Raw genomic sequence first — 26,756 nt, 5'->3', positions numbered from 1 at the left:
GCCGCCGTGGCTCCGGGTACCGCCCGTGGGTCGTGCTTCGGTCAGCCGACGTTGACCGCGGACCAGGCGGCCGCGACCGCCTTGTACTCGGTGCTGCTCGCGCCGTAGAGCGCCGAGGCCGCGTTCAGGGTCGCCGTGCGGGCCTGCGCGTACTTGGTCGTCGACGTCATGTACGTCGTCAGCGCCTTGTACCAGATCTGCAGCGCCTTGGTGCGGCCGATGCCGGTGATCGTGGAGCCGTTGGAGGTGGGCGAGTTGTAGGTCACGCCGTTGATCGTCTTCGAGCCGCTGCCCTCGGACAGCAGGTAGAAGAAGTGGTTGGCGGGACCGGAGGAGTAGTGGACGTCCACGCCGCCGAGGCTGGAGGACCAGGCGTCCTTGGACGAGCCGTCCTTGCTGGGCTTGTCCATGTAGCGCAGCGGGCTGCCGTCGCCGTTGATGTCGATCTCCTCGCCGATGAGGTAGTCACCGACGTCGGAGGAGTTGTTCGCGAAGAACTCGGCGCCCGCGCCGAAGATGTCGCTGGTGGCCTCGTTCAGACCGCCGGACTCGCCGCTGTAGTTGAGACCGGCCGTGGCCGACGTCAGGCCGTGGCTCATCTCGTGGGCGGCCACGTCGAGCGAGGTCAGCGGGTTGGTGTTGCCCTCGCCGTCGCCGTAGGTCATGCAGAAGCAGCTGTCCGACCAGAAGGCGTTGACATAGGCGTTGCCGTAGTGGACGCGCGAGTAGGCCGCCTTGCCGTCGTTGCGGATGCCGCTGCGGCCGAAGGTGCTCTTGTAGAAGTCCCAGGTCACCTGGGCGCCGTAGTGCGCGTCGGCGCCGGCGGTCTCCAGGTTGGACGGGCTGCCGGTGCCCCAGACGTCGTCCGTGCCGGAGAAGAGGGTGCCGGTGCCGGAGGTGCCGCGGTTGAGGTTGTACGTCTTGTGGCCGCCGCGCGTGCCGTCCGTGAGGTTGTACGACGACCCGGACTTGGTGGTGGTCAGGTCGACCTTGCCGCTGTACGTGGTGTTGCCGGTGCCGGTCTCGATGGCCTGGTGCTCGTAGAGCTTCTTGCCGGTGGCGGCGTCGGTGACGACGTGCAGCTCGTTCGGTGTGCCGTCCTCCTGGAGGCCGCCGACGACGGTCTCGTAGGCAAGGACGGGCTTGCCGTCGGCTGCCCAGATCACCTTGCGGGGAGCGGAGCTGGCCTCGGTCTTCTCCGAGCCGGCCGCCTTGGCGAGCGTCACGGCCTGCTTCTCGGCCTTGGCGGCGGCGACCGCCGGCTTGAGGGAGGCGACCTTGATGGCGGCCTTCGTCGCTCTGGTCACGCCCTTGGTCGCGCCGGACTTCGACTCGTGCACGACGAGGTCGCCGCCGAGGACCGGCAGGCCCGCGTAGGTGCGCTCGTAGCGCGTGTGGACCGTGCCGTCGGCGTCCTTCACGACGTCCTTGACGACCAGCTTCTCCTGGTCGCCGAGGCCTATCTCTTCGGCGGTCTTCGGGGCGTCCGCCTGCTGCTCCTTGACGAGAGCCGTGCGGGCGGGCGCGGAGAGCAGGACGGGGGCGGCGGCGAGGGCCGGCTTGGAGGAGGAGTCGGCGGCGACGCTGCTGCCGGAGGTCAGACCGGTGGTGAGCAGGGCGCCGGCGGCGACGGCGGTGGCGATGGCCAGCGTGGTGCGCTTGTGACGCGCGTAGAGGGGGGTCACACGAGCTCCTTGATGTGGGGGAACTGCTGGGGTGCTGTGCGGCGGGTGGGGGAAGAGTGGCACCAAGGGCGCGTACATGTCAGGAGTAACGCGTGATGTTGGCCGGAAATCGACGACAGGCTGACGGTTCCGGGCATGTGAAGCGGGCGCCGTCCCGGGGGAGTCGAACCCACCGGGGCGGCGCCCTGACTTGGGGAACCGTTGCGGTCTACGCCCTGCGGCCTACGGGAAGGTGAGCTTCCAGCTGTTGATGTAGCCGGTGTCGATGGCCGCGTTGTCCTGGACCCGTAGCTGCCAGGTGCCGTTGGCGACCTCGGAGGAGGCGTTCACCGTGTAGGTCTCGTTGATGTTGTCCGCGCTGCCGCCGGTGCCGTAGCCCTTCAGCGTGTACGCCGTGCCGTCGGGGGCGACCAGTTGTACCTGGAGGTCACCGATGTAGGTGTGGACGATGTCCACGGCCACCTGGAGGTTCGAGGGCGCGTTGCCCGTCCGGCCGGTGACGGTGACCGGCGAGGTGACCGCCGCGCCCCGGTCCGGAATGGCCACGTCGGCGGCGTTCTCGAAGGACGTGCCGCCGCCGCCTCCGTCGCCGGGACGGGTGCCGACGTTGATGCCGGCCCACGCGTGCTGGACCGCCTTGTACTCGGCGCTGTCGGTGCCGTAGAGCTCACCGGTCGCGGCGAGGGTGCCGGTGCGGGCGCCCGCGTAGTTGGTGGTCGAGGTGAACTTGGTGGTCAGTGCGCGGAACCAGATCTTCTCCGCCTTGTCCCGGCCGATGCCGGTGACCGCAAGACCGTCCGAGGTGGCCGAGTTGTACGTGACACCGTTGATGGTCTTGGTGCCGCTGCCCTCGCTCAGCAGGTAGAAGAAGTGGTTCGCGGGGCCCGAGGAGTAGTGCACGTCGATCGAGCCGATGCCGGAGTACCAGCTGTCCTTGGACGCGCCGTCCTTGCTCGGCTTGTCCATGTAGCGCAGCGGGGTCCCGTCGCCGTTGATGTCGATCTCCTCGCCGATGAGATAGTCACCGACGTCGGAGGAGTTGTTCGCGTAGAACTCGACGGTCGAGCCGAAGATGTCGCTCGTCGCCTCGTTCAGACCGCCGGACTCGCCGCTGTAGTTGAGGCCCGCGGTGTTCGACGTCAGCCCGTGGGTCATCTCGTGGGCGGCCACGTCGATCGACGTCAGCGGGTTCGCGTTGCCCGAACCGTCGCCGTACGTCATGCAGAAGCAGCTGTCCGACCAGAACGCGTTGACGTAGTTGTTGCCGTAGTGGACCCGGGAGTATGCGCCCACGCCGTCGCCGCGGATGCCGCTGCGGCCGTGCACGTTCTTGTAGTAGTCCCAGGTCAGCGCGGCCCCGTAGTGGGCGTCGGCGCCGGCCGACTCCAGGTTGGAGGGCGTGCCGTTGCCCCAGACGTCGTCGGGGCCGGAGAAGAGGGTGCCGGTGCCGGAGGTGCCGCGGTTGAGGTTGTACGTCTTGTGGTTGCCGCGGGCGCCGTCGGTGAGGTTGTACGTCGACCCGGACTGGGTCGTGGTGAGGTCGACCGAGCCGCTGTAGACCGTGTTGCCGGTCCCGGTCTCGATGGCCTCCCACTCGTACAGCTTCGCGCCGGTGCCGGCGTCGGTGACCACGTGCAGTTCCTGCGGGGTGCCGTCGTGCTGGAAGCCGCCGACGACCGTCTCGTACGCCACGACCGGCTTGCCGTTCGCGGCCCAGATCACCTTGCGGGGCTCCCGGTTGATGCCGGGGCTCTTGGCCTCGTCGGCCTTCCCCGCGGCCAGGGCCTGCTGCCGGGCCTTCGCGGCGGACACCGCCGCCTTCGTCGTGGCCGGCTTGATGGCGGCGCGGGTGGCCTTCGTGACGGACGCGGTGGCGTCCGCCTTCGTGCTCTCGACGACCAGGTCGCCGCCGAGGACGGGCAGGCCCGCGTAGGTGCGCTCGTAGCGCGTGTGCACGGTGCCGTCACGGTCCTTCAGGACGTCGCGGACGACCAGCTTCTCCTGGGCCCCGAGGCCCAGGTCCTTGGCGGTCTCGGCCTTGCCGGCGTTCGCCTCCCGGATCAGCGCGGCGCGCTGGGCGGGGGTGAGCCGGACCGATTCCGAGCCCGGCTTCGCCTTGCTCGCGGCCGCCGGTGCCCTGTTCTCCGGGGCCGCGGTGGCGGTGCCGGTCTGCACGGCGGTGGCGATCAGCGCGGCGACGCCGGCGAGGGCCACGGCCGCGGTACGGCGAGGGGTGTGGGGAGTGCGTCTGTGGGAGGTGCCTCTTCGCGAGGAACTGCTTCTCAACACTGACTCCTTCTGCATGGCCGGGGGTCGCCCGGCCTGGGGAGGTGGAGGTGTTGCAGTGGGGTTTCTGTGGAGCAGTCGTGGGAAGCGTGGCAGGGGAGTGCGCTTTCTGTCAGGACCGCGTCAAGAGTATGGCCGGAAAAGGTTCGTTGACCGGAAGTTCATGTTCGTTATACGGACCCTTGACGGCCCTCGGGCAGGTCCCCGTGCCAGGAGTGCCACAGGGCCGCGTACGCCCCGCCGGCCGCCACCAGCTCGTCGTGCGTGCCGAGTTCGGTCAGCCGGCCGTCCTCCATCACCGCGACCCGGTCGGCGTCGTGCGCGGTGTGCAGCCGGTGGGCGACGGCGATGACGGTGCGCCCCTCGAGGACGGCGGCCAGTGCACGCTCGGTGTGCCGGGCGGTCGTCGGGTCGAGCAGGGCGGTCGCCTCGTCAAGGATCAGCGTGTGCGGATCCGCCAGCACCACCCGGGCGAGGGCGAGTTGCTGGGCCTGCGAGCCGTCTGTACGGCAACCGCCCTGGCCCAGCCGGGTGTCCAGGCCCTCCGGCAGCTCCCGCACCCAGGTGTCGGCGCCGACCACGGCCAGCGCTTTCCACACCTCCGCGTCACCGGCGGACGGCTCGGCGATCCGCAGGTTGTCACGGACCGAGCCGAGGAACACATGGTGCTCCTGGGTGACCAGCACGACCTGGCGGCGCAGCCGCTCCGGTCCGAGCCCGACCACGGGCACGCCGCCGACCGTCACCGAGCCGGCGGTCGGCGCGTCGATGCCCGCCATCAGCCGGCTCAGCGTGGTCTTGCCGGCCCCGGAAGGCCCCACCATGGCCAGCCGCTCCCCGGGCGTCACCGTCAGATCGACGCCGCGCAGCACCTCGACGCCCCCGTCGTAGGCGTAACGCGCGCCGGCGACGTCGATGCGGTCGCCGGCCGGATCCGGAGACTCCCCCTCGCCGGCGGCGCGCGGGGCCCGGGCCAGCCCCTCCACCCGGGCGAACGAGGCGCCGCCCGCCTGGAGCTGCTCGATCCGGACCAGGACCTCGTCCAGCGGCGCGCTGAGCTGCGTCAGATACAGGGCCGCCGCCACCACCGCCCCGAGACTCATCGACCCTGACGCGTGCAGCGCGCCGCCGATCACCAGCACACAGGCCACCGGCAGGACGTACGACGTCTCCATCACCGGGAAGAACACCGAGCGCAGGAAGAGCGTGTAGTAGCGGGTACGGCGGGAGGTCTCCAGGGCGTCCCGGCTCGCGGCCGTGCGCTGCTCCTGGAGCCCGAACGCCTCCACCGTGCGCGCTCCGGCCGCCGTCGACGCCACGATCTCCGCCACGTCCGAGGTGGCGGCACCCTCGGCGAGGTACCCGTCGCGGGCCCTGCGCAGATACCAGCGCAAAGCGATCCAGATCGGCGTCAGCGCCAGCACCGCCAGGGCGCCGAGCAGCGGGTTCGTCAGGAACACCGCGGCGACCAGGAACAGCGCCTGGACCAGGTTGACGAGCAGAACCGGACCCGCGTCCCGCAGGGTGTTGCCGACGGTCGTCACGTCCGCCGTCCCCCGCGCGGTCAGATCACCTGTACCGGCCCGCTCCACCACCGACGCGGGCAGCGTCAGCGCCCGGTCCACGAACCGCTCCCGTACCCGGGCCAGCGTCCGCTCCCCGAAGCGATGCCCCACGTACCGGGCCCAGCGCGCCAGCAGCACCTGCGCCAGTGCGCACAGCAGGAGGAGCAGGGCCAGCCGGTCCACGGCGGCCACCCCCCGCCCGGCCCGCACGTCGTCGATCATCATGCCCAGCAACCACGGTCCGGCCAGCCCGGCCACGGCCGCGAGCGCGTTCAGGCCCAGGACGACACCGAAGGCACGGGCGTCGGCCCGTACGAGTCCGAGCAGGGCGCGCCGGACGTCGGCCCGGCCGGCGACCGGCAGTTGTCCGTGGCTCATCCCGCGACCTCTTCCGATTCCCTTGCGACGAGTGCCCGGTAGCCGGGGGCGGTGTCGAGCAGTTCGTGGTGGGTGCCGGAGGCTGCGACCTTGCCGTCCTTCAGGTAGTGGACGGTGTCCGTGTGGTCCAGGACCAGGGGGGAGGTGGTGGTGACGACTGTGGTGCGGCCTTGGCGGGCGTCTCTGAGCCGGGCGGCGACTTTGGCTTCGGTGTGGGCGTCGAGGGCGGAGGTGGGTTCGATGGCGAGGAGGATGTCGGGGTCGGTGAGGAGGGCTCTGGCGAGGCGGATGCGTTGGCGTTGGCCGCCGGAGAGGTTGCGGGCCTGGGCGGTCATCGGGGTGTTCAGGCCGTGGGGGAGGGCCTGGACGATGTCTTCTGCCGCGGCTGTGTGGAGTGCCTGCTGGGGTGCCGCGAGGTGTGGAGTGGCGTCTGCGGGTGCGTCGGGGTTGTTCGCGCAGTTCCCCGCGCCCCTGAAAGAAGGGGCGATCATCTCCTGGAGGGTTCCTGCGAAGAGGTCGGCCTCGTGGTCGGCCACCACAATGCCTGCCCGGATCTGGTTCAGGGCGATCTCGTCCAGGCGGATGTCTCCCCAGGTCGCGTTCGACGGGGCGTAACGGCCCAGGCGGTCCACCACTGCTGTGGCATCCGCCGGGTGTTCAGCCACCAGGGCCGTCAAGCGACCCGGCCGGACTCGTACGCCCGACTCGGGGTCGTACAGGGCCGACGGCTCGGACGGGGCATCCAGGGTGCCGGTGTCGGCCATCGGCTCCAGGCGCAGGAAACGTACGACGCGCCGTGCGCACACCAGGCCCCGGCTGATCTGATAGCCGCACTCGACCAGGAAGGCCACCGGCCACACCAGCACCGCCACATAGCCGTAGACGGACACCAACTGGCCCACCGTGATGTCGCCCTGGGCGGCGAGCCGGGCCGCCAGCCAGGTCACCACCGCCAGGAACAGGGTCGGCAGCCCCGTTCCCAGCGCCTGCACCCAGCTGGTCACCCTCCCCACCCGGTACCCCTGCTCGCGCAGCCGCCGCGAGTCCCGCCGGAAGGCGTCCGCCACCAGCTGCTTGCCGCCCAGGCCTGCGAGAACCCGCAGCCCGCCCGCGAGGTCGCTGATCCGGGCGGTCAGCACGCCCTGCCGCTCGCGGTACTCCGCCTCCGATCCCCGCAACCGGCCGAGCAACGGCCCGACCAGCAGGACGATCACCGGCAGGCCGAGCAGCACGACCGCGGCGACCAGGCCCGAGACCGACATCAGCAGCAGGGCGGTGACCAGATAGCCCAGGACCGCCCCGACCCCGGGCCCCACGACGGTCAGCGACTGGCTGACCGTCTGCACGTCGCCCACGCCGATCGTGACGACCTCCCCGGCCCCCATCTGCCGCGGCAGGGAGGCACCGAGCCGTACCGCCTGACCGACGACGACCTTCACCGTGCGGAAGTTGGCGTCCATCCGCACCCGGGTCATCGTGCGGTGCCGCATGATGCTCAACCAGGAGTTGAACGCGCCCACCGCGAACAGCGCCCCGCTCCACAGGGCCAGTTCGCCCATGTCGCCGGGCTCGAGACCGTCGTCGATCGCCCGGGACATCAGATACGGCGTGGCCGCCAGCAGCACCATCCACACACTGCCGAACACGGCCCCGGCCGCACACCGCCAGGGCTGCCGGGTGACCAGCCACCACAGGTAACGGGCACCGCCACGGCGGTCGGGTGTGCCGGGGTCCTCGTACGCGTCGATCATCCGCCCGCCCTCCGCCGCCGTGCTACGCCAGGCTGTCCCGCCAGGCCCGGTGCAGATCGGCGAACCTGCCCGTGCCCGCGACGAGTTCGGCCGGCGTGCCGTCCTCGACGATCTTTCCCTGCTCCATCACCAGGACGCGGTCCGCGATCTCCACGGTCGACAGCCGGTGCGCGATGACCACCGCCGTGCGCCCCTTCAGCACCGTCGCCATCGCCCGCTGCACCGCGCGCTCGCCCGGGATGTCCAGCGAGCTGGTCGCCTCGTCGAGGATCAGCACCGCCGGGTCGGCCAGCAACGCCCGGGCGAACGCCACCAGTTGCCGCTGTCCGGCCGAGATACGGCCACCCCGCTTGCGTACGTCGGTGTCGTAGCCGTCGGGCAGGGCGCTGATGAAGTCGTGTGCGCCGATCTCCTTCGCCGCCCGCTCCATCTCCGCACGGGTGGCGTCCGGGCGGCCGATCGCGATGTTCTCGGCGACCGTGCCGGAGAACAGGAACGCCTCCTGCGTCACCATGACCACCCCGCGCCGCAGGTCGGGCACGGAGAGGTCGCGCAGGTCGACGCCGTCGAGCAGCACCCGGCCCTCGGAGGGGTCGTAGAACCGGGCCAGCAGCTTGGCCAGCGTCGACTTTCCGGCGCCCGTGGAGCCGACGACCGCGACCGTCTGCCCGGCCGGGACCGTGAGGTCGAAGCGGGGCAGCACCTCGCCGCCGGTGCGGTAGCCGAAGCTGACGCCGTCGAAGACGACCTCGCGACCCGGGTGCTCGCTCGCCAGAGGCGGGAGCGGCCGGGGATCCGCCGGCTCGGGGACGGACGGGGTCTGGGCGAGCAGCCCGGCGATCTTCTCCAGCGAGGCCGCCGCCGACTGGTAGGAGTTGAGGAACATCCCGAGCCGGTCGATCGGGTCGTACAGCCGCCGCAGGTACAGCACGGCCGCCGCCAGCACGCCGAGGGCCAGCGTGCCGCCCGCGACCCGGTAGGCGCCCCACAGCACGATCGCCGCGACCGCCGTGTTGGCGACCAGCCGCGAGCCGGTGACGTAGCGGGCCATCTCCAGCAGCGCGTTGCCGTTGGTCCGCTCGTGCCGCTGGTTGAGCGCGCCGAAGTCCGCGTCGTTGACGGCCTCGCGGCGGAAGGCGCGCACCGGCCGGATGCCGTTCATCGTCTCGACGAACTTCACGATGACGGCCGCGATCGCGGTGGACCGCGCCCGGTACACCCGCCCGGCGCGCCGCTGGTACAGCCGCACGAGGGCGTAGAGCGGCACCAGGGACGCCACCGCCACGCTCCCGAGGCCCAGGTCGAGCCAGAGCAGCATCGCCGAGATGTAGACGAAGGACAGGATGACCGTCACGAGCTCCTGCAGGCCCTCGTCGAGCAGCTCGCGCAGGGACTCCACGTCCGCCGTGGAGCGGGAGATGAGCCGGCCCGAGGTGTAGCGCTCGTGGAAGTCGACGCTGAGCGCCTGCGCGTGGCGGAAGATCCGGCCGCGCAGGTCGAGCAGCACGTCCTGGCTGACGCGGGCCGCGGCGGAGACGAAGGCGTACTGCAGCCCGCCCGCTGCCAGCGCGCACGCCAGATAGCCGGCGCCCACCGTGATCAGCGGCCCGTCGTCCCCGGCCCGGAACGCCGGTACGGCACGGTCGATGGCGTACGCCACGAGCAGCGGGCCCGCCTGCACGACCGCCTGCTGGAACAGCAGCAGAACCGTCGTGACCGTGACACGGGCCTTCAGGGGCGCGAGCAGGGAGCGCAGCAGGGCGGCGGTGGCGCCCGGGGGAGTGGGCAGGGCGTCCTGGTCGAAGGGGTCGCCGGTGGCGGCGGGTCGGTCGTCGGGTTCGTCCCCGGGTTTCCTGTCGGCCGGTGTGCCGGTGGCCGCCGTCATCGTGCGCCCTCCTGTTCCCCTGATGGTTGCCCTGACTGCTCTCCGGACATCAGGTGCGCGTACTCGGCGTTGGTCCGCAGCAGTTCGTGGTGGGTGCCGACCGCGGCGATCCGGCCGCCGGACAGCAGCGCGACCCGGTCGGCGAGCAGCACCGTGGACGGGCGGTGCGCCACGATCAGGGCGGTCGTGTCCGCGAGGACGTGCCGCAGGGCGGCCTCCACGGCGGCCTCGGTGTGCACGTCCAGGGCCGACAGCGGATCGTCCAGGACGAGGAACTCCGGCTGTCCGACGACAGCCCTGGCGAGCGCGAGACGCTGCCGCTGCCCGCCGGAGAGGCTGAGGCCCTGCTCGCCGACCTGGGTGTCCGTCCCCTGCGGCAGGGCGTGCACGAAGTCGGCCTGGGCGACGGCGAGGGCGCGCTCCAGCTCCGTCGTCCCGGCCGTGCCGTCGGCCCCCATGAGAACGTTGTCGCCGACCGCGGCCGAGAAGAGCGTCGGCTCCTCGAAGGCGACGGCGACCTTGGCGCGCAGTGCCTGCCTCGACAGGCCGGTGATGTCGACGCCGTCGAGGGTGATGCGGCCCGAGGTCACCTCGTAGAGACGGGGGACGAGCGCGGTGAGGGTCGTCTTGCCGCTGCCGGTGGAGCCGACCAGGGCCAGGGACTCGCCGGGGCGGATGTGGAGGTCGATGTGCCGGAGGACGGGCGCGGAGTCGGGCGGGGCGTCGGGGTAGCGGAAGGTGACGCCGTGAAAGCGAAGTCCCTTGTCCTCCAGGGCTGCCGACCGGCTGCCCACAGCGGTGGCCCGGCGCTCCTCGGCCTCCTCCACCTCCTCGTCCATCACCTCGAAGTACCGCTCGGTCGCCGTCGCCGCCTCCTGGCTCATCGCCAGCAGGAACCCGATCGACTCCACCGGCCACCGCAGGGCCAGCGCCGTCGAAAGGAACGCCACCAGCGTCCCCGCCGACAACCCCCCGTCGGCCACCTGCACGACCCCCACGACCAGCGCCGCCCCGATCGCCATCTCGGGCAGCGTCACGATGACGCCCCAGATCGTCGCCAGCAGCTGCGCCTTGCGCAGCTCCGTGCCGCGCAGCTTCCCCGACAGGTCGCGGAACGCCCGCGCCTGGCTCCGGTGGCGTCCGAACCCCTTGATGATGCGGATGCCGAGCACGCTCTCCTCGACGACCGTCGTCAGGTCGCCGACCTGGTCCTGCGCGCGCCGCGCCACCTCGGCGTACCGCTTCTCGAAGACCACGCAGGTCACCATCACCGGCACGGCGGGCCCGAGGATCACCAGCCCCAGCGTCCAGTCCTGGAGCAGCATGATGATCACGCCGATCACTATCGTCACCCCGTTGACCAGCAGGAACGTCAACGGGAAGGCGAGGAACATGCGGAGCAGCATCAGGTCCGTCATGCCCCGGGACAGCAACTGCCCGGAGGCCCACCGGTCGTGGAAGGACACCGGCAGCCGCTGCAGGTGCCGGTACAGATCCGCCCGCATCGACGCCTCGACATGCGCCAGCGGCCGCGCCACCAGCCAGCGCCGCAGCCCGAACAGCAGGGCCTCGGCGAAGCCGAGCAGCAGCAGGCACAGCGCCCCGAGCCACACCCCGGCCGGGTCCCGGCCGGCGACCGGCCCGTCCACCATCCACTTCAGGACGAGCGGGATCACCAGGCCCGTGCTGGAGGCGAGTATCGCCACGAACGCGGCGCTGAACAGCCGTGCCCGCGCGGGCCGCACGTACGGCCACAGGCGCAGCAGGGTGCGCACGGCAGAACGGTTCCGGGTGGGGGCAGATGTGGTGGCCATCAGCAGTGAGCCTACGGATCGCCACTGACACTGCCCACCGAGTTTTCTCCGAGCCGGGGTCCGTCCTTGGTCCTACGACCTGCGTTTTCGGGGGGTCGTACGGCCTGCATCAGCCGTTCGGCTGATGCCCGTTCGAGCGCGACGGGCGATGTGCGCGGACCCGCCGCACCGGGACCCTCGGTCCATGTCCGTCATCGAAGTCACCGATCTGCGCAAGGCCTATGCCGGCCGCCCGGCCGTGGACGGCGTCTCGTTCGCCGTCGAGGAGGGCGAGATCTTCGGCGTCCTCGGCCCGAACGGCGCCGGCAAGACCACCACCGTCGAGTGCGTCGAGGGGCTGCGCGTCCCCGACTCCGGCCGCGTCCGCGTCACCGGCCTCGACCCGGTCGCCGACCACGAGCGGGTCGCCCAGGTCCTCGGCGCCCAGCTCCAGGAGAGCAGGCTCCAGCCCAAACTCACCGTCCGTGAGGCGCTGGAGCTGTACGCCGCGTTCTATCCGCGCCCCGTCGACTGGCGCCCGCTGGCCGAACGCCTCGGCCTTCAGGAGAAGCTGACCACCCGGTTCGCCAAGCTGTCCGGTGGCCAGAAGCAGCGCCTGTTCATCGCGCTCGCCCTGATCGGCGACCCCCGCGTCGTCGTCCTGGACGAGCTCACCACCGGCCTCGACCCGCGCGCCCGCCGCGACACCTGGGAGCTGATCGAGGACATCCGCGCGAACGGCGTCACGGTCCTGCTCGTCACCCACTTCATGGAGGAGGCGCAGCGGCTGTGCGACCGGATCGCGGTGATCGACAAGGGCCGGGTGGCCGCCCTGGACACCCCGTCCGGGCTGATCCGCCGCTCGGCGGGGGCCACGGTCATCAGCTTCACCCCGTCCACGCCCCTGGACGACCGTGAGCTGAAAACGCTCCCCGCCCTGGTCGCCGTCGAGAACAAGGACGGCCGGATCACGCTGTCCGGCACGGACGACACGGTCAACGCCGTGCTGTCGCTGCTGGCCCGCCACCACATCACCGCCCATCAACTCCGCGTCACCGACGCCACGCTGGACGACGCGTTCCTGGACCTCACGGAGGCCTCGGCATGAGCACGGCACTGATCAACCCCGCTGTGCTGCGCAGTGAGTTCCGGCTGTTCCGGCGCGAGCCGGGCAGTCTCTTCTGGGTCCTGCTGTTCCCGGCCCTGCTGCTGGGCATCCTCGGTTCCGTGCCGTCCTTCCGCGAGGCGCAGGACGGGCTCGGCGGGCTGCGGATCGTCGACGTCTACGTGCCCGTCTGCGTGCTGGTCGCCCTCATCATGGCCGGGGTGCAGGCGATGCCGCCGACCCTCACCGGCTACCGCGAGAACGGCATCCTGCGCCGGCTGTCCACCACTCCCGTCCGGCCCTCGGCCCTGCTGGCCGCCCAGATGCTGGTGAACGGTGTGGCGGCCCTGGCCTCCGCGCTGCTCACGCTCCTCGTCGGACGGCTCGCCTACGACGTACGGCTGCCCGAACAGCCCGTCGGGTACCTGCTCGCGCTGCTCCTCGCCGTGCTCGCCGCCATCTCGCTGGGCGCGGTGATCTCGGCACGGGCCCGCACGACGAAGATCGCGACGGCGATCGGGACGGCCGTGTTCTTCCCGATGATGTTCTGCGCCGGGGTCTGGCTGCCCGTGCAGGCCATGCCGGACCTGCTGGGCCGCATCGTCCAGTGCACCCCGTTCGGCGCCGCCGCACGGGCCCTGGACCAGGCCGCCGCGGGCGACTGGCCCGGCTGGGGCCACCTGGCCGTCCTCGCCGCGTGGACCGCGGTGCTCTCGGCGTCGGCCGCGCGCTGGTTCCGCTGGGAATGACCGGCGCCCGGGGAGGGGACACGGCCGTGGCCGACACTGTGTGCATGACGGACGTGGCGGGTGTGGAGCAGCGGTGGGCGGCTTACTTCCGCTGGGGGCCGTACGGGATGCTCGCGGCGGGCACCGTGCTCTCCGCGGCCACGGTCGACGCGGTCGGCATGACCACGGTGGAGCGGTACACCACCGTCGCCCTGGTCGGCGCCGCGGTGGTCCTCCAACTGTGGTGGGGGCGCTGGTCCCGCGACCGGCCCCTGACCCCGTCGGTGCCGGGCGCCTGCTACTACTTCGTGCGCTGGGCGCTGGCATTCGCGCTGAGCTGGTTCAACCCGTTCTTCGCCTTCTACGCCGCCGCCGGGTTCGTGGGCCCCGACCGGCTGCTGCGGGGGCGCCCGCTCCAACTCGGGCTGCTGGCGACCGCGGTGACCATCGCGGGGTCGCAGTCCGGTGGCATGCCCCTGCACGGGCCGCTGAACTGGGCGGTGTTCGGTGGGCTGCTCTGCGTCCACATCGTGCTGCTGATCGTCTTCGGTCAACTGGCCGGGCGGGAGGAGGAACGCACCCGGATCCAGACCGCGACCATCACCGAACTGGAGCGCACCAACGCGGCCCTGCAGCAGGCCCTCGACGAGAACGCCGCCCTGCACGCCCAGCTCCTGGTGCAGGCCCGGGAGGCCGGAGTCGCCGACGAGCGGCGGCGGCTGGCCGCCGAGATCCACGACACCATCGCCCAGGGGCTGACCGGCATCATCGCCCAGCTCCAGGTCGTGGTGAACACCCCGGACGCGGACCTGGCCCGCGAACACGTGGCCCGTGCGACGGATCTGGCCCGGCACAGCCTCGGCGAGGCCCGCCGCTCCGTGCACAACCTCGCCCCCGTGGCGCTGTCCGACGCCGGACTGCCGGAAGCCCTGAAGAAGACGGTCGCCGACTGGGGCGAACGGACGGGCGTCTGCGCCGAGTTCACGGTCACCGGCACCGACGAACAGCTCCACGAGGAGATCGCGGCCACAATCCTGCGGATCGTCCAGGAGGCCCTCTCCAACACCGCCCGGCACGCCGCCGCCGGCCGGGTCGGTGTCACCCTGTCCTTCCTCGGCGACGAGGTCATCCTCGACATCCGCGACGACGGCCGCGGCTTCGACCCGCTCGCCGTCCCCGAACGCACCCGATCCGGCGGCTTCGGCCTCGACGGCATGCGCGCCCGCGCCGAACGCGTCGCCGGGTCCCTCACCGTCGAGTCCGAGCCGGGCCACGGTACGGCGGTCTCCGCTCGCGTACCGTTGGTCCGCCATGACTGACGCCGCCGCGATCACCCTGCTCATCGTCGACGACCACCCCGTCGTACGGGACGGCCTGCGCGGCATGTTCGAGTCCGCGCCGGGCTTCCGCGTCCTGGGGGAGGCGTCGAACGGCGTCGAGGCGGTCTCGCTCGCCGCCGCCCTGGATCCGGACGTGATCCTGATGGACCTGCGCATGCCGGGCGGCGGGGGCGTGGACGCCATCCGCGAGCTGACCCGCACCGGCGCCCGCGTCAAGGTCCTCGTCCTGACCACCTACGACACCGACTCCGACACCCTCCCCGCGATCGAGGCGGGCGCGACGGGCTACCTCCTGAAGGACGCGCCGAGGGACGAACTGTTCGCGGCGGTCCGCGCGGCGGCGGAAGGCCGGACCGTTCTCTCCCCGGCCGTGGCCTCCCGCCTGGTCTCGGCGGTCCGGACTCCCCGGGCCCCCGGCAACGACACCCTCTCCGCCCGCGAGCGCGAGGTCCTGGCCCTGGTCGCCAAGGGCACCTCCAACCGCGAGATCGCCCGTGAACTCTTCATCAGCGAGGCCACGGTCAAGACGCACCTCACGCATCTCTACGCGAAGCTGGGCGTGAAGGACCGGGCGGCGGCGGTGGCCACGGCCTACGAGCGAGGCATCCTGGGCTAGCCCGGGTACGGCAGCAGACCTGCCGCGATCTTCTCCCAAGATCCCTTCAGCTCGGTGAGCAACTCCGGCTCGTCGGGGGCGAGGTCGGCCTGTTCACGGGAGTCGGCGGCCAGGTTGTACAGGTGGTCGGTGCCCTTGTCGTCCCGGTAGTACTTCCAGTCGCCGCGCCTCAGCGCCCGGTTGCCGCGCACCCGCCAGAACAGATCCCGCTCGGGCAGCCGTTCGCCCCGCAGCAGGTACCCGGCGAGGCTCGTGCCGTCCAGCGGATACGCCGGGTCGGGCCGGGCACCGGCCAGCTCCAGCAGGGTCGCGGTCCAGTCGGGGGAGAAGTTCGGCTCGTGGCTGACCTGACGGCCGTCGATCCGGGCGGGCCAGCGCAGGATGGTGGGCACCCGGATGCCGCCCTCCTGGAGGGAGAACTTCCCGCCGCTGAGGGGCCACAGATACGACCAGCGCTCGCCGCCGTTGTCGCTGGCGAACAGCACGACGGTGTTCTCCTCCTGCCCGGAGCGGCGCAGGGCGGCGAGCACCTCGCCGACGGCCGCGTCCAGGCTCTCCACCATCTGGGTGTACTTCTCGACCGAGCCGCCGTCGTAGTGGTTCAGGGCCTTGCTGACCTCGGCCCGGGATGTCGCCGCCCTGATCTTCGCCGCGATCTCGGCGCCGGTCTCCTCGTCGCCCTCGGCGAGCCAGGGCCAGTGCGGGGTGGTGAAGTTGAGGTTGAGCAGCCAGGGCCGGTCGTGGTCCCGGCCGACGTACTCGACGGCCCGTTCGGTGAGCACGGTCGTGTAGTACCGCAGGTCCTTGTACTCGGCGTCCCCCTCGTAGAGGTCGTGGTCGCCGAGCTGTCCGAGCTTGGAGTAGTACTCCAGCACGCCCCCGTGATTGCCGAAGAACTCGTCCCAGCCGGACTTGGTGGGGCTGTAGTCGGGCAGCCAGCCGCAGTGCCACTTGCCGATGAGCGCGGTGGCGTAGCCCGCCTTCTTCAGCAGGGAGGCGAGGGTGGGGTGGTTCGGGTCCAGGCCCTGCGACCTGTCGGCGATCGGCTCGGCGAGCCCGCCCTTGGTACGGCCGGGATAGCGCCCGGTGTAGAGGCTGAAGCGGGTCGGGGAGCAGGTCGAGGAGCCGGAGTAGGCGTCGGTGAACCGCACGCCCTGGCGGGCCAGCCGGTCCAGGTTCGGCGTCTTGATGTGGGGGGCGCCGTAGGAGGACAGGTCGGCCCAGCCGAGGTCGTCGCCCAGGATGACGAGGACGTTGGGGCGGCGCCCGGACCCGGCACCGGGGCGGGCCCTGAACGGCCGTTCGGCGGGGGCGGCTTCGGCACCGGTGGCCGTACCGGCGACGGCGCCCACGGCACCACCGCCGACGAGGGCACCGAGGGCACGACGGGATATTTCGGGCATGCGGAGGTCCTGGAGGTATCAGAGAGTCGGAGAGCGGCAGGAGGGGGGAGAGGGGGAGGCCATGGCTCGGCATGGACGCTGCCAGCGGTCGGGCGACGGGGTCAAGAAGATCCCCGCCGAGTTCACGGACCCGCAACGCGCCGCAACAATGCGGCGGCCCCGGCCGGCACGCACCGCGACCGTGCCCTGCCGGAGAAACGATGCCTCAGCCCGCCACCCGCAGCAGCAGTACCGCCCGCGCCGGCACCGTGATCTCCGTCCCGGCCCGGTGCTCCACGCCCGGCGCCTCCCCCTGCTCCTCCAGGCTCGTGTCGACGACGACCTCGTACCGCTCCGCCCAGGGCGGCCCCGGCAGTTCGAAACGCACCGGCCCCTCGCCCGCGTGCAGCACGGCGAGGAAGCTGTCGTCGAGGATCTGGTCCCCGCGCTCGTCCCGGCCCGGGATGTCCCGCCCGGACAGGTACATCCCGAGCGTGGCGGCGGGCGCGTACCAGTCCTGCTCCGTCATCTCGGTGCCCCGGGACGTGAACCAGGCCAGATCGCGCAGCCCGTCCGCGGTCTGGGCCCGGCCCGAGAAGAACGCCCGGCGCCGGAGCACCGGGTGCCGGTGGCGCAACTCGATCAGCCGGGACGTCAGCTCGAACAGGGCGCGCCACCCGGGGTCCTCCAGCAGCCCCCAGTCCACCCAGCTGATCTCGTTGTCCTGGCAGTACGCGTTGTTGTTGCCGCGCTGCGTGCGGCCCAGCTCATCGCCCGCGACCAGCATCGGCACACCGGTGGACAGCAGCAGCGTGGTCAGCAGGTTCCGCAACTGCCGGCGCCGCAGGGCCCTGATCCCCTCGTCGTCCGTCTCGCCCTCGGCCCCGCAGTTCCAGGCCCGGTTGTCGTTCGTGCCGTCCCGATTGCCCTCGCCGTTGGCCTCGTTGTGCTTGCGCTCGTACGACACCAGGTCGCGCAGGGTGAAGCCGTCGTGCGCGGTGATGAAGTTGACGGACGCGTACGGCCTGCGCCCGCCCCAGGCGTACAGATCGCTGGAGCCCGACAGCCGGTAGCCCATCTCGCGTACGTCGGGCAGCGCATGCCGCCAGAAGTCCCGTACGGCGTTGCGGTACCGGTCGTTCCACTCCGTCCACAGGGGCGGGAACGCCCCCACCTGGTAGCCGCCCGACCCCACGTCCCACGGCTCGGCGATCAGCTTCACCCGGCGCAGCACCGGGTCCTGGGCGATGACCGCCAGGAACGGGGAGAGCATGTCGACGTCGTGCATCGAGCGGGCCAGCGCCGCCGCCAGGTCGAAGCGGAAGCCGTCCACGCCCATCTCCGTCACCCAGTACCGCAGCGAGTCCGTGATCAGGCGCAGCACCTGCGGCTGGACCACGTGCAGGGTGTTGCCGCAGCCGGTGTAGTCGGCGTAGCGGCGGGGGTCGTCCTGGAGGCGGTAGTAGCCGCGGTTGTCGATGCCCTTCAGGGACAGCGTCGGGCCGAGTTCGCCCGCCTCCGCCGTGTGGTTGTAGACCACGTCGAGAATGACCTCGATCCCGGCCGCGTGCAGGGCGCGCACCATGCGCTTGAACTCGCCGACCTGCCCGCCCCTCGTCCCGGAGGCCGCGTAGGCGGCGTGCGGGGCGAAGTAGCCGATGGAGTTGTAGCCCCAGTAGTTCCCGAGTCCTCTGCGCAGCAGATGGTCCTCGTGCGCGAACTGGTGCACCGGCAGCAGCTCCACCGCCGTCACGCCCAGCTTCACCAGGTGCTCGATCGCGGCCGGATGGGCGAGTCCGGCGTAGGTGCCGCGCAGTTCCTCCGGGATGCCCGGGTGCAGCTCGGTGAAGCCCTTGACGTGCACCTCGTAGATCACCGAGTCCGCCCACGGCGTCTTCGGGCGGCGGTCGTCGGCCCAGTCGTCGTCATCGTGGACGACGACGCCCTTGGGGACGTACGGCGCCGAGTCGCGGTCGTCGCGCACGGTGTCGGCGACGTGCTGCTGCGGCCAGTCGCGGACGTGCCCGTACACCTCGGGAGGCAGCGAGAAGTCCCCGTCCACCGCCCGCGCGTACGGGTCGAGGAGCAGCTTCGCAGGGTTCCAGCGGGCGCCCGTCCACGGGTCCCAGCGGCCGTGCACCCGGTAGCCGTAGCGCTGTCCGGGCAGCACGCCCGGGACGAAGCCGTGCCAGATCTCGTGGGTCAGCTCGCCGAGCCGGACCCGCGACTCCTTGCCCGCCTCGTCGAAGAGGCACAGCTCGACCCCCTCCGCCCCGCCCGCCCACAACGCGAAGTTGGTCCCCGCCACCCCGTCCGGGCCGACCCGGAACCGGGCGCCCAGTGGCGTCGCAGCGCCCGGCCAGGCGGGCACCGCGGGCGGCGGCGCGGGCCGCCGTACGCCGTTCGCGGCGGCGGCCTGGCGCCCGTTCCCGGTGGCCTGATGGCCGGCCACCGCCTCCTGCTCGGCTGCGCTGGACACCTGTCAGCCTCCCGCGGCTCGTGGAACGACGGGTGACAGAGGGGTGCGGTCCTGTACTGCGGCCCGGGCCGCGGCTCCCCTGCGCGTCGTCCTCCCCACTGTTCTGCCCAGAGCGTGGGTCGCACTCACGTTTCCCCGGGGGCGGGCATGGTCGTTTCCCGGGGACGCGGCCGGTCGTTGGGTACCCCGTGAGGCACGTACAAGGGCGCGCGCGGCGCGCGAGGGCCGCGCTGGCCGCCGTAGTGACATGGGCAGGGCTGCTGGCCGGGGCCACGGGCTGTACCTCGGACGACGCGGGCGGGATCGCAGGGGCGTTCGGCGCGCCCCCGGCGCCCGAGGACGTCATCAAGGTCTCGCCCGACGACGGCAGCAGGGGCGTGCGCCCCGCGAGGACGCTACGGGTGCGCGTGCCCGACGGCAGGCTGGAGTCGGTGAAGGTCACCAGGTCCCAGGACGCGCAGGAGTCCCCGGTGCCCGGGCAGGTCTCGGCCGACGGCCTGACCTGGGAGCCCGACGAGAAGCGGCTGGCGCTCGCCGCCGAGTACACGGTCGACGCGGTGGCCGTGGACGGCGACGGCCACCGCTCGGCCCGGCACACCACCTTCACGACGTACGTCCCCGAGGAACGCTTCATCGGCTACGTCTCCCCGGAGAACCGCGCCACGGTCGGCACCGGCATGATCGTCTCCCTGGAGTTCAACCGGGAGATCGCCGACCGCGCCGTCGTCGAACGCGCGGTACGGGTCACCTCCCGCCCGGCCGTCGAGATCCGCCCGCACTGGTTCGGCCGGACCCGCCTCGACTTCCGCCCCGAGGACTACTGGAAACCCGGCACCCAGGTCACCGTCGACCTGCGCCTGCGCGACGTCGAGGGCGCGCCCGGGGTCTACGGCCTGCAGCACAAGACGTTCTCCTTCACCGTCGGCCGCGGCCAGGTCTCCGTGGTCGACGCCGCCCAGCACACGATGGAGGTCCGGCGCGACGGCGAGACCCTCGCCACCGTGCCGGTCACGGCGGGTGCCCCCAAGACGACCACGTACAACGGGAAGATGGTGGTGACCGAGATGCTCGACGTCACCCGGATGAACGGCGCCACGGTCGGCTTCAAGAAGCGCGACGGCAAAGGCGAGTACGACATCCCGGACGTCCCGCACGCCATGCGCCTGACCGACTCCGGCACCTTCCTGCACGGCAACTACTGGGCGGACCACACCGTCTTCGGACGGACCAACGCCAGTCACGGCTGTATCGGACTGCGCGATGTGAAGGGCGGCGGCTCGGACACCCCGGCCGGCTGGTTCTTCGACCGCAGCCTGATCGGGGACGTCGTCGAGGTCGTCAACAGCAATGACAAAGAGGTCGCTCCCGACAATGGCCTCGGAGGCTGGAACATGGGCTGGAACGCATGGAAAGCGGGCAGTGCGGTGAAGTGACCGACAGGGGACGGATCGACCCGGCGTTCCGTTGGGACGGAACAGTGACAATCGCGGGCCGCCGGTGCCCGGTGCCTTGTGGTTACTATGCGCCGGTGCGCGGGGGACGCGCAGGGGTTGTGGGCCTGACCAGGCCCGGGGAGGGGAGAACGACTTGAACGGGCGACCGATATCGGGGGCGTCGGTTGGGGGCAGGCACGGACTGCTCGCGCTGATACTCGGCGTGCTGCTCCTCGCCGTCACGGCGTGTGGCGGCGGGGAGAGCGGAGCCGGGGCCGGCGGGGACGACGGCACGGGCAAGGGCTCGGACACCGCGCAGAGCAAACAGTCCGAGGCCGTAGTGAGCATCACCCCCAAGGACGGCGCCAAGTCCGTCGACACCAGCGGGAAGCTGAAGGTCAGCGCGGCCAAGGGCAAGCTGACCGAGGTCGAGGTCAAGGACGCCAAGGGCAAGAAGGTCGACGGCGAGATATCCGGCGACGGCGCCACCTGGACGCCGTCCACCCATCTGGCCGCCGCCACCAAGTACACGGTCCACGCGGTCGCCAAGGACTCCGAGGGCCGCACGGCCGCCGAGGACGCGGGCTTCACCACACTGACGCCGGAGAACACCTTCACCGGCACCTTCACCCCCGAGGACGGATCGAAGGTCGGCGTCGGGATGCCGTTCTCCATCCGCTTCGACCGGGGCATCACCAACCCGGAGGACGTCGAGAAGGCCATCCGCATCAAGACGGAGCCGGCCGTGGACGTCGAGGGCCACTGGTTCGGCAACGACCGTCTCGACTTCCGCCCCGAGAAGTACTGGAAGCCCGGCACCAAGGTGACCGTCGACCTGGACCTCGACGGCGTCGAGGGCCGCTCCGGCGTCTACGGCGAGCAGGACAAGACGGTCGACTTCACCATCGGCCGCAACCAGGTCTCCGTCGTGGACGCCAAGAAGCTCACGATGAAGGTCATGCGCGACGGCAAGCTGTTCAAGACCATTCCGGTCACCACCGGCAAGCCCGGCATGGAGACCTGGAACGGCCAGATGGTCGTCAGCGAGATGCTCCCGGTGACCCGGATGAACGGCGAGACCGTCGGCTACGGCGGCGAGTACGACATCAAGGACGTACCGCACGCCATCCGCCTCACCACCTCCGGCACCTTCCTGCACGGCAACTACTGGGCGGGCGGCGCCTTCGGCGAGTACAACGCCAGCCACGGCTGCATCGGCCTGCGCGACGTGCGCGGCGGCTGGGACAAGAAGGTGCCGGCGGCCTGGTTCTTCAACCACTCGATGGTCGGCGACGTGGTGGTCGTCAAGAACTCCGAGGACCGCGTCGTCGACCCGGACAACGGGCTCAACGGCTGGAACATGTCGTGGGAGAAGTGGAAGAAGTGACAGTGAGCTGACCCTGCGCTGATGACGCGCTGACGACGAGGCCCCGGTGTGACGGACAGCACCGGGGTCTCTGCCGTTAGCCCCCGTTAACCTGCTCCTATGACCGTCTCTCTCGAAGTCGCTGAAGGCGTCGGCACGCTGCGTCTCGACCGCCCGCCCATGAACGCGCTGGACATCGCCACGCAGGACCGGCTGAAGGAACTCGCCGAGGAGGCCACGCGCCGCGACGACGTGCGGGCCGTGGTGGTCTACGGCGGCGAGAAGGTGTTCGCGGCCGGCGCGGACATCAAGGAGATGCAGGCGATGGACCACACCGCGATGGTCCTGCGCGCCCGCGCCCTGCAGGACTCGTTCACGGCGGTGGCCCGTATCCCCAAGCCGGTCGTCGCGGCCGTGACGGGCTACGCGCTCGGCGGCGGCTGTGAACTCGCGCTGTGCGCGGACTATCGCATCGCCGGCGAGAACGCCAAGCTCGGCCAGCCGGAGATCCTGCTCGGCCTGATCCCCGGCGCGGGCGGCACCCAGCGCCTGGCCCGCCTGGTCGGCCCTTCCAAGGCCAAGGACCTGATCTTCACCGGCCGGATGGTGAAGGCCGACGAGGCGCGGGAGATCGGCCTGGTGGACCGGGTCGTGCCCGCCGACGAGGTGTACGCGCAGGCGCACGCCTGGGCCGCCAGGCTGGCGCAGGGCCCGGCGCTCGCGCTGCGCGCCGCCAAGGAGGCCATCGACGCCGGCCTGGAGACGGACATCGAGACGGGCCTGACCATCGAACGCAACTGGTTCGCGGGCCTGTTCGCCACCGAGGACCGCGAGCGCGGCATGCGCAGCTTCGTGGAGGAGGGCCCGGGCAAGGCGAAGTTCCTCTGAACATCCCTTCAGGGGCTTGCAATTGACACGGCGTCTGATCCGGGTCCCTCGACGGGGCGGTTTATGGGAGCCTTAAGGCAGTCTTAAGCGTCTCCGGTCGGGGACCTTCGCCAATTGCCCCGGATCAGGTCGTATCCGCAGGTCATGCGGGCCGCGGAAGGCTCCGAAGTGCCTTTGGCATATGCCGTCCGACTGCCGGTTCCGGGCCCGTTCCGGGGGGTCCATTCCCCGGGAACGGCCCCGTCGGGCGCCCCGGGCGGCCATGATGGGGGGCATGGCGGGGCTGGAGGGTATGGAACAGCCGCGGGGACACGCACATGCGGCCGCGGCGCGCTGGTCGCCGACCGTCGAGGACGAACGGGCGCTCAAGGCGCTGGAGTTGTACGGCAACCCGACGGAAGCAGAGGTTCCACTCCCGTCCCGCCCCGAGTCCGCCGCCACCGCCAGACGGCTCACCCAGGTCGTTGTCCTGCGCCACTGGGGACTCACCCCCAAGATCACCGAGGAGGCGGTCCTGCTCGTCTCCGAACTGGTCGGCAACGCCGTACGCCACACCGGCGCCCGCGTCTTCGGGCTGCGTCTGCACCGGCGTCGCGGCTGGATCCGTGTCGAGGTCCGCGACCCCTCCCGGGGGCTGCCCTGTCTGATGCCGGTCCAGGAGATGGACGTCAGCGGCCGGGGCCTCTTCCTCGTCGACAAGCTGGCCGACCGCTGGGGGGTCGATCTGCTGCCCCGGGGGAAGACGACGTGGTTCGAGATGCGGGTCGTCGACCGCTGACGGCCGCCGGCGGCGGCCGGGGCTCGACCGGGGGTGTGACCTGCGACGACTCACCTGGACGTCGATCGGGCGAATCACCGATTTCCTGGTGAAGCGCACCTTAAATGGTCCAATGCACCGCCACTTCCTCAAGCGCGCCCTTGTCGCGGGCGCCGCCCTCTCCTTCCTCGCCGCCTGTGGCACCCAGGGCGAGGAGCGGACCTCCGAGACGCGCCCCACCAAGGCCGCCGTGCCCGCCCCGCCCGAGAAGAAGACCGTCCAGGGCCTGCCGGGCATGCCGCCCGTCCTCGACCCGAAGGACGTGTACGCGGCCGACCGCCCTAACAAGCTGTCGCCCGTGGTCAAGGGCTTCCCGTCCCGGGTCTACGTCCCCAACACCGAGTCCGACACCGTCTCCGTCATCGACCCGAAGACGTACGAGATCATCGAGACGATCCCCGTGGGCCGGCAACCCCAGCACGTCGTGCCCTCCTGGGACCTGAAGACGCTCTGGGTCAACAACAACCGCGGCCACACCCTCACCCCGATCGACCCCAAGACCGGCAAGGCGGGCAAGGAGGTCGAGGTCCACGACCCCTACAACCTCTACTTCACGCCCAACGGCAAGTACGCCGTCGTGATGGCCTCCCTCGACCGCGAGCTGGTTTTCCGCGACCCGCACACCATGGACCGGAAGAAGACGGTCCCGGTCTCCTGCTACGGCGTCAACCACGCCGACTTCTCCCTCGACGGCCGCTACTTCATCGTCTCCTGCGAGTTCAGCGGCGAGCTGCTCAAGGTCGACACCGAGAAGATGAAGGTCGTCGGGCAGCAGAGACTGCCGTTCGAGGGCGCCATGCCGCAGGACGTGAAGGTCTCGCCGGACGGCAAGAGGTTCTACATCGCCGACATGATGGCCCACGGCATGTGGGTCCTGGACGGCGACAAGTTCACCGAGCCCACCCTGCTGCCCACCGGCAAGGGCTGCCACGGCCTCTATGTCGGCCGCGACTCCCGCGAGATGTACGTCTCCAACCGCGGCGAAGGCACCGTCTCCGTCTTCGACTTCACCCGTAACAAGCTCACCAAGAAGTGGGACCTGCCCGACGGCGGCAGCCCCGACATGGGCGGCGTCTCCGCCGACGGCAAGGTCCTGTGGCTCTCCGGCCGCTACGACTCCGAGGTCTACGCCATCGACACCCGCACCGGCGCCCAGCTCGCCCGCATCCCCGTCGGCAGCGGCCCGCACGGCCTCGCGGTCTACCCACAGCCCGGCCGCTACTCCCTCGGCCACACGGGCATCTTCCGGTGAGCCCCATCTGCCGTCCACTCAAGGGCAGTTGACACGCCCCTGATCGGGTGAGGGTCCAAGGCCCGGCGCCGCGGACCCGCCATCGTGCCCTCGTGACCACTATGACCCTGCGGCGGCGGATCGCTGCCGCCGCCTTCTCCCTCGCGGCCGTCCTCACGACCACGGCCGCCACGCCCGCCCAGGCCCCCGCCCCGACGGCCGCGACAGCCGCCGCCCCCGCACCGGCCGCCTGTCCCGTCCGGTTCGACGACAAGGTCAAGGCCGCCGCCGACCGCCGTGTCGACGTCGACCGCATCACCCCCGAGCCGTCCTGGCGCACCAGTTGCGGCACCCTCTACCGCGCCGACGGCCGTGGCCCGTCCGTCATCTTCGAGGAGGGCTTCCATCCCAAGGACGTCATCGCCGGCCAGTACGACCTGGAGAAGTACGTGCTGGTCAACCAGCCCTCCCCGTACGTGTCGACGTCGTACGACCACGACCTGTACAAGCAGTGGCGTTCCGGCTTCAACTACTACGTCGACGCCCCCGGCGGCATCGACGTCAACAAGACCATCGGGGACACCCACAAGTGGGCCGACCAGCAGGAGGTCGCCTTCCCCGGCGGCGTCGCCCGGAAGTACATCATCGGCGTCTGCCCGGTCGACAAACAGACCAAGACCGAGATCATGAGCAGGTGCGAGAGCAACCCGCACTACGAGCCCTGGCACTGAGCAGCACCTCCGAGCCGTCACCGACGCGCTCCTTGAGTCTCCACCCACTGGAGGGTCCAGACTCGCAGTCATGATCGATGACGGCACCGGACTGCTCACCATCGGAGAACTGGCCCGGGTCACCGGGCTGACCGTGCGGACCATCCGGTACTGGTCCGACGAGGGCGCCCTGCCCCCGGTGGGCCGGTCCGCGGGCGGCTACCGGCTGTACGACGCCGCGTCCGTGGCCCGCCTGGAGCTGATCCGCACCCTGCGCGAACTCGGCCTCGGCCTGGCGGACGTCCGCCGGGTCCTGGCCGGCGAGACGACGGTCGCGCGGGTCGCCGCCGCGCACGTGGTCGCGCTCGACGCGCAGATCCGGTCGCTCAAGGTGACCCGTGCGGTGCTGTCGACGGTCGCGAAGCGGGGTTCCAGCGCGGAGGAGATGACACTCATGAACAGACTGGCACGGCTCTCGGCGGCCGAACGACGGCGGATCGTCGAGGACTTCATGGCGGAGGTCTTCGAGGGGATCGACACGGCCGACCCGGACATCCGCGGCAGGCTGCGTTTCGCGGCCGCCGAGCTGCCCGACGACCCCACGCCCGAGCAGGTGGACGCCTGGGTGGAGCTCGCCGAACTGATCCAGGACCCCGGCTTCCGCGCGCAGCTGCGGCAGATGATCGAGTTCAACGCGGCGGACCGGGGGCCGGACGTCCCGGCCGGTTCGTCCCTGTGGTTCATGAGCCGGCTCGTACAGCTCGCGGCCGAGGCACGGCAGCGCGGCATCGCCCCCGAGGCACCGGAGGCCGACGATGTCCTGAGGGGCCTGCTCGGCGACACCGACCGGGCCGCCGTGCTCGAACGCCTCACGGCCGCCTCCAACGTACGGGTCGCCCGCTTCCGCGAACTCCAGGCCGTCGTCAACGGCCTCGGCCCCCAGCCGACCCACGACGAGGAGTTCGCGTGGGTGGTCGCCGCGCTGAAGGCACGCACGGCCAGTTAATCTGACCTGCGTCAGCACGACGCAGAACACGAGAGCACGAGAGTAGGGGCGGACCGGTGGCGGACCTCGAGGAAGCACGCAAGCAGTTCGAGCGGATCGATACGGACGGTGACGGCTTCATCACCGCGGCCGAGTTCAAGACCGCCCTGGCCCGGTCGGGTGACTGGAACGTCACCGAGTCGGTCGCCGAGGTCGTCATCAAGACCCGCGACCTCGACGGCGACAAGAAGCTGAGCTTCGACGAGTTCTGGGCCTACCTGAACAAGTAGTCGCCCGCTGCTGGAGGCGCGCGGCCTCCTGGACGAAGGGGCC

20 protein-coding genes are annotated in these 26,756 nt (G+C 71.2%); 12 read left to right on the top strand and 8 right to left on the bottom strand.

Features of this window, described 5'->3' with window-relative positions:
• Positions 1 to 41: 41 nt before the first annotated feature.
• The 6 genes from ACFTZL_RS13500 to ACFTZL_RS13475 all read right to left on the bottom strand — a co-directional run bounded on the left by ACFTZL_RS13500 (position 42) and on the right by ACFTZL_RS13475 (position 11,364).
• On the bottom strand, positions 42 to 1,685 hold the full coding sequence (locus tag ACFTZL_RS13500; RefSeq protein ID WP_382581197.1) for a M4 family metallopeptidase: 1,644 nt from the start codon (positions 1,683 to 1,685) through the stop codon (positions 42 to 44).
• Between the two features lie 222 nt (positions 1,686 to 1,907).
• Positions 1,908 to 3,989, bottom strand: coding sequence for a M4 family metallopeptidase (locus ACFTZL_RS13495; protein WP_382581195.1), 2,082 nt, complete (start codon positions 3,987 to 3,989; stop codon positions 1,908 to 1,910).
• A 152-nt stretch (positions 3,990 to 4,141) separates the two neighbouring features.
• Positions 4,142 to 5,914 carry an ABC transporter ATP-binding protein gene (locus tag ACFTZL_RS13490; protein ID WP_382581193.1) on the bottom strand — a complete coding sequence of 591 codons (1,773 nt, stop codon included), beginning with the start codon at positions 5,912 to 5,914 and terminating at the stop codon, positions 4,142 to 4,144.
• Positions 5,911 to 7,665: an ABC transporter ATP-binding protein gene (locus tag ACFTZL_RS13485; protein WP_382581190.1), complete on the bottom strand. Its 1,755-nt coding sequence runs from the start codon at positions 7,663 to 7,665 to the stop codon at positions 5,911 to 5,913. The genes ACFTZL_RS13490 and ACFTZL_RS13485 overlap by 4 nt, the downstream gene beginning before the upstream one ends.
• Before the next feature lie 22 nt (positions 7,666 to 7,687).
• Positions 7,688 to 9,550 (bottom strand): ABC transporter ATP-binding protein, encoded by a 1,863-nt coding sequence (locus ACFTZL_RS13480; protein ID WP_382581188.1) that lies wholly within the window; start codon positions 9,548 to 9,550, stop codon positions 7,688 to 7,690.
• Positions 9,547 to 11,364: an ABC transporter ATP-binding protein gene (locus ACFTZL_RS13475; protein ID WP_382581186.1), complete on the bottom strand. Its 1,818-nt coding sequence runs from the start codon at positions 11,362 to 11,364 to the stop codon at positions 9,547 to 9,549. The genes ACFTZL_RS13480 and ACFTZL_RS13475 overlap by 4 nt, the downstream gene beginning before the upstream one ends.
• A gap of 184 nt (positions 11,365 to 11,548) precedes the next feature.
• On the opposite strand from ACFTZL_RS13475, the gene ACFTZL_RS13470 reads away from it, so the two are divergent.
• From ACFTZL_RS13470 to ACFTZL_RS13455, 4 genes are read left to right on the top strand one after another with little or no spacing between them, the layout of a single operon-like run.
• Complete coding sequence (locus ACFTZL_RS13470; protein WP_382581184.1) at positions 11,549 to 12,451, top strand: ATP-binding cassette domain-containing protein; 903 nt, start codon at positions 11,549 to 11,551, stop codon at positions 12,449 to 12,451.
• Positions 12,448 to 13,197 carry an ABC transporter permease gene (locus ACFTZL_RS13465; protein ID WP_382581182.1) on the top strand — a complete coding sequence of 250 codons (750 nt, stop codon included), beginning with the start codon at positions 12,448 to 12,450 and terminating at the stop codon, positions 13,195 to 13,197. The genes ACFTZL_RS13470 and ACFTZL_RS13465 overlap by 4 nt, the downstream gene beginning before the upstream one ends.
• A 44-nt stretch (positions 13,198 to 13,241) precedes the next feature.
• Entirely contained in the window at positions 13,242 to 14,495 is a 1,254-nt protein-coding gene (locus tag ACFTZL_RS13460; RefSeq protein WP_382581181.1) for a sensor histidine kinase, read from the top strand.
• Complete coding sequence (locus tag ACFTZL_RS13455; protein WP_382581179.1) at positions 14,488 to 15,132, top strand: response regulator; 645 nt, start codon at positions 14,488 to 14,490, stop codon at positions 15,130 to 15,132. The genes ACFTZL_RS13460 and ACFTZL_RS13455 overlap by 8 nt, the downstream gene beginning before the upstream one ends.
• On the opposite strand, the gene ACFTZL_RS13450 is transcribed toward ACFTZL_RS13455, so the two are convergent.
• Entirely contained in the window at positions 15,129 to 16,535 is a 1,407-nt protein-coding gene (locus ACFTZL_RS13450; RefSeq protein ID WP_382581177.1) for a sulfatase, read from the bottom strand. The genes ACFTZL_RS13455 and ACFTZL_RS13450 overlap by 4 nt on opposite strands.
• 205 nt (positions 16,536 to 16,740) lie before the next feature.
• Entirely contained in the window at positions 16,741 to 18,993 is a 2,253-nt protein-coding gene (gene glgX, locus ACFTZL_RS13445; protein WP_382581175.1) for a glycogen debranching protein GlgX, read from the bottom strand.
• A gap of 188 nt (positions 18,994 to 19,181) precedes the next feature.
• Here glgX and ACFTZL_RS13440 point away from each other — a divergent pair, with 188 nt between their 5' ends.
• The 8 genes from ACFTZL_RS13440 to ACFTZL_RS13405 all read left to right on the top strand — a co-directional run bounded on the left by ACFTZL_RS13440 (position 19,182) and on the right by ACFTZL_RS13405 (position 26,713).
• Positions 19,182 to 20,426, top strand: coding sequence for an Ig-like domain-containing protein (locus tag ACFTZL_RS13440; protein WP_382581174.1), 1,245 nt, complete (start codon positions 19,182 to 19,184; stop codon positions 20,424 to 20,426).
• A gap of 154 nt (positions 20,427 to 20,580) precedes the next feature.
• Complete coding sequence (locus ACFTZL_RS13435) at positions 20,581 to 21,813, top strand: Ig-like domain-containing protein (RefSeq protein WP_382581172.1); 1,233 nt, start codon at positions 20,581 to 20,583, stop codon at positions 21,811 to 21,813.
• 99 nt (positions 21,814 to 21,912) lie between these two features.
• Positions 21,913 to 22,680 carry an enoyl-CoA hydratase/isomerase family protein gene (locus ACFTZL_RS13430; RefSeq protein WP_382581170.1) on the top strand — a complete coding sequence of 256 codons (768 nt, stop codon included), beginning with the start codon at positions 21,913 to 21,915 and terminating at the stop codon, positions 22,678 to 22,680.
• A gap of 274 nt (positions 22,681 to 22,954) precedes the next feature.
• On the top strand, positions 22,955 to 23,458 hold the full coding sequence (locus tag ACFTZL_RS13425) for an ATP-binding protein (protein WP_382581168.1): 504 nt from the start codon (positions 22,955 to 22,957) through the stop codon (positions 23,456 to 23,458).
• 112 nt (positions 23,459 to 23,570) lie between these two features.
• Positions 23,571 to 24,749: a YncE family protein gene (locus tag ACFTZL_RS13420; RefSeq protein WP_382581166.1), complete on the top strand. Its 1,179-nt coding sequence runs from the start codon at positions 23,571 to 23,573 to the stop codon at positions 24,747 to 24,749.
• A 92-nt stretch (positions 24,750 to 24,841) separates the two neighbouring features.
• Complete coding sequence (locus ACFTZL_RS13415) at positions 24,842 to 25,459, top strand: ADP-ribosyltransferase (protein WP_382581164.1); 618 nt, start codon at positions 24,842 to 24,844, stop codon at positions 25,457 to 25,459.
• A gap of 70 nt (positions 25,460 to 25,529) precedes the next feature.
• Positions 25,530 to 26,444: a MerR family transcriptional regulator gene (locus ACFTZL_RS13410; protein ID WP_382581162.1), complete on the top strand. Its 915-nt coding sequence runs from the start codon at positions 25,530 to 25,532 to the stop codon at positions 26,442 to 26,444.
• A gap of 56 nt (positions 26,445 to 26,500) precedes the next feature.
• The gene (locus ACFTZL_RS13405) at positions 26,501 to 26,713 is read left to right on the top strand and encodes an EF-hand domain-containing protein (protein ID WP_382581160.1); all 213 of its coding nucleotides are present in this window, start codon (positions 26,501 to 26,503) and stop codon (positions 26,711 to 26,713) included.
• Positions 26,714 to 26,756: the final 43 nt, after the last annotated feature.

It is taken from the genome of Streptomyces sp. NPDC056948, from assembly GCF_042674225.1.
Lineage (GTDB): Bacteria > Actinomycetota > Actinomycetes > Streptomycetales > Streptomycetaceae > Streptomyces > Streptomyces purpurascens.
This window is presented reverse-complemented; position numbering and strand designations above follow the sequence as displayed.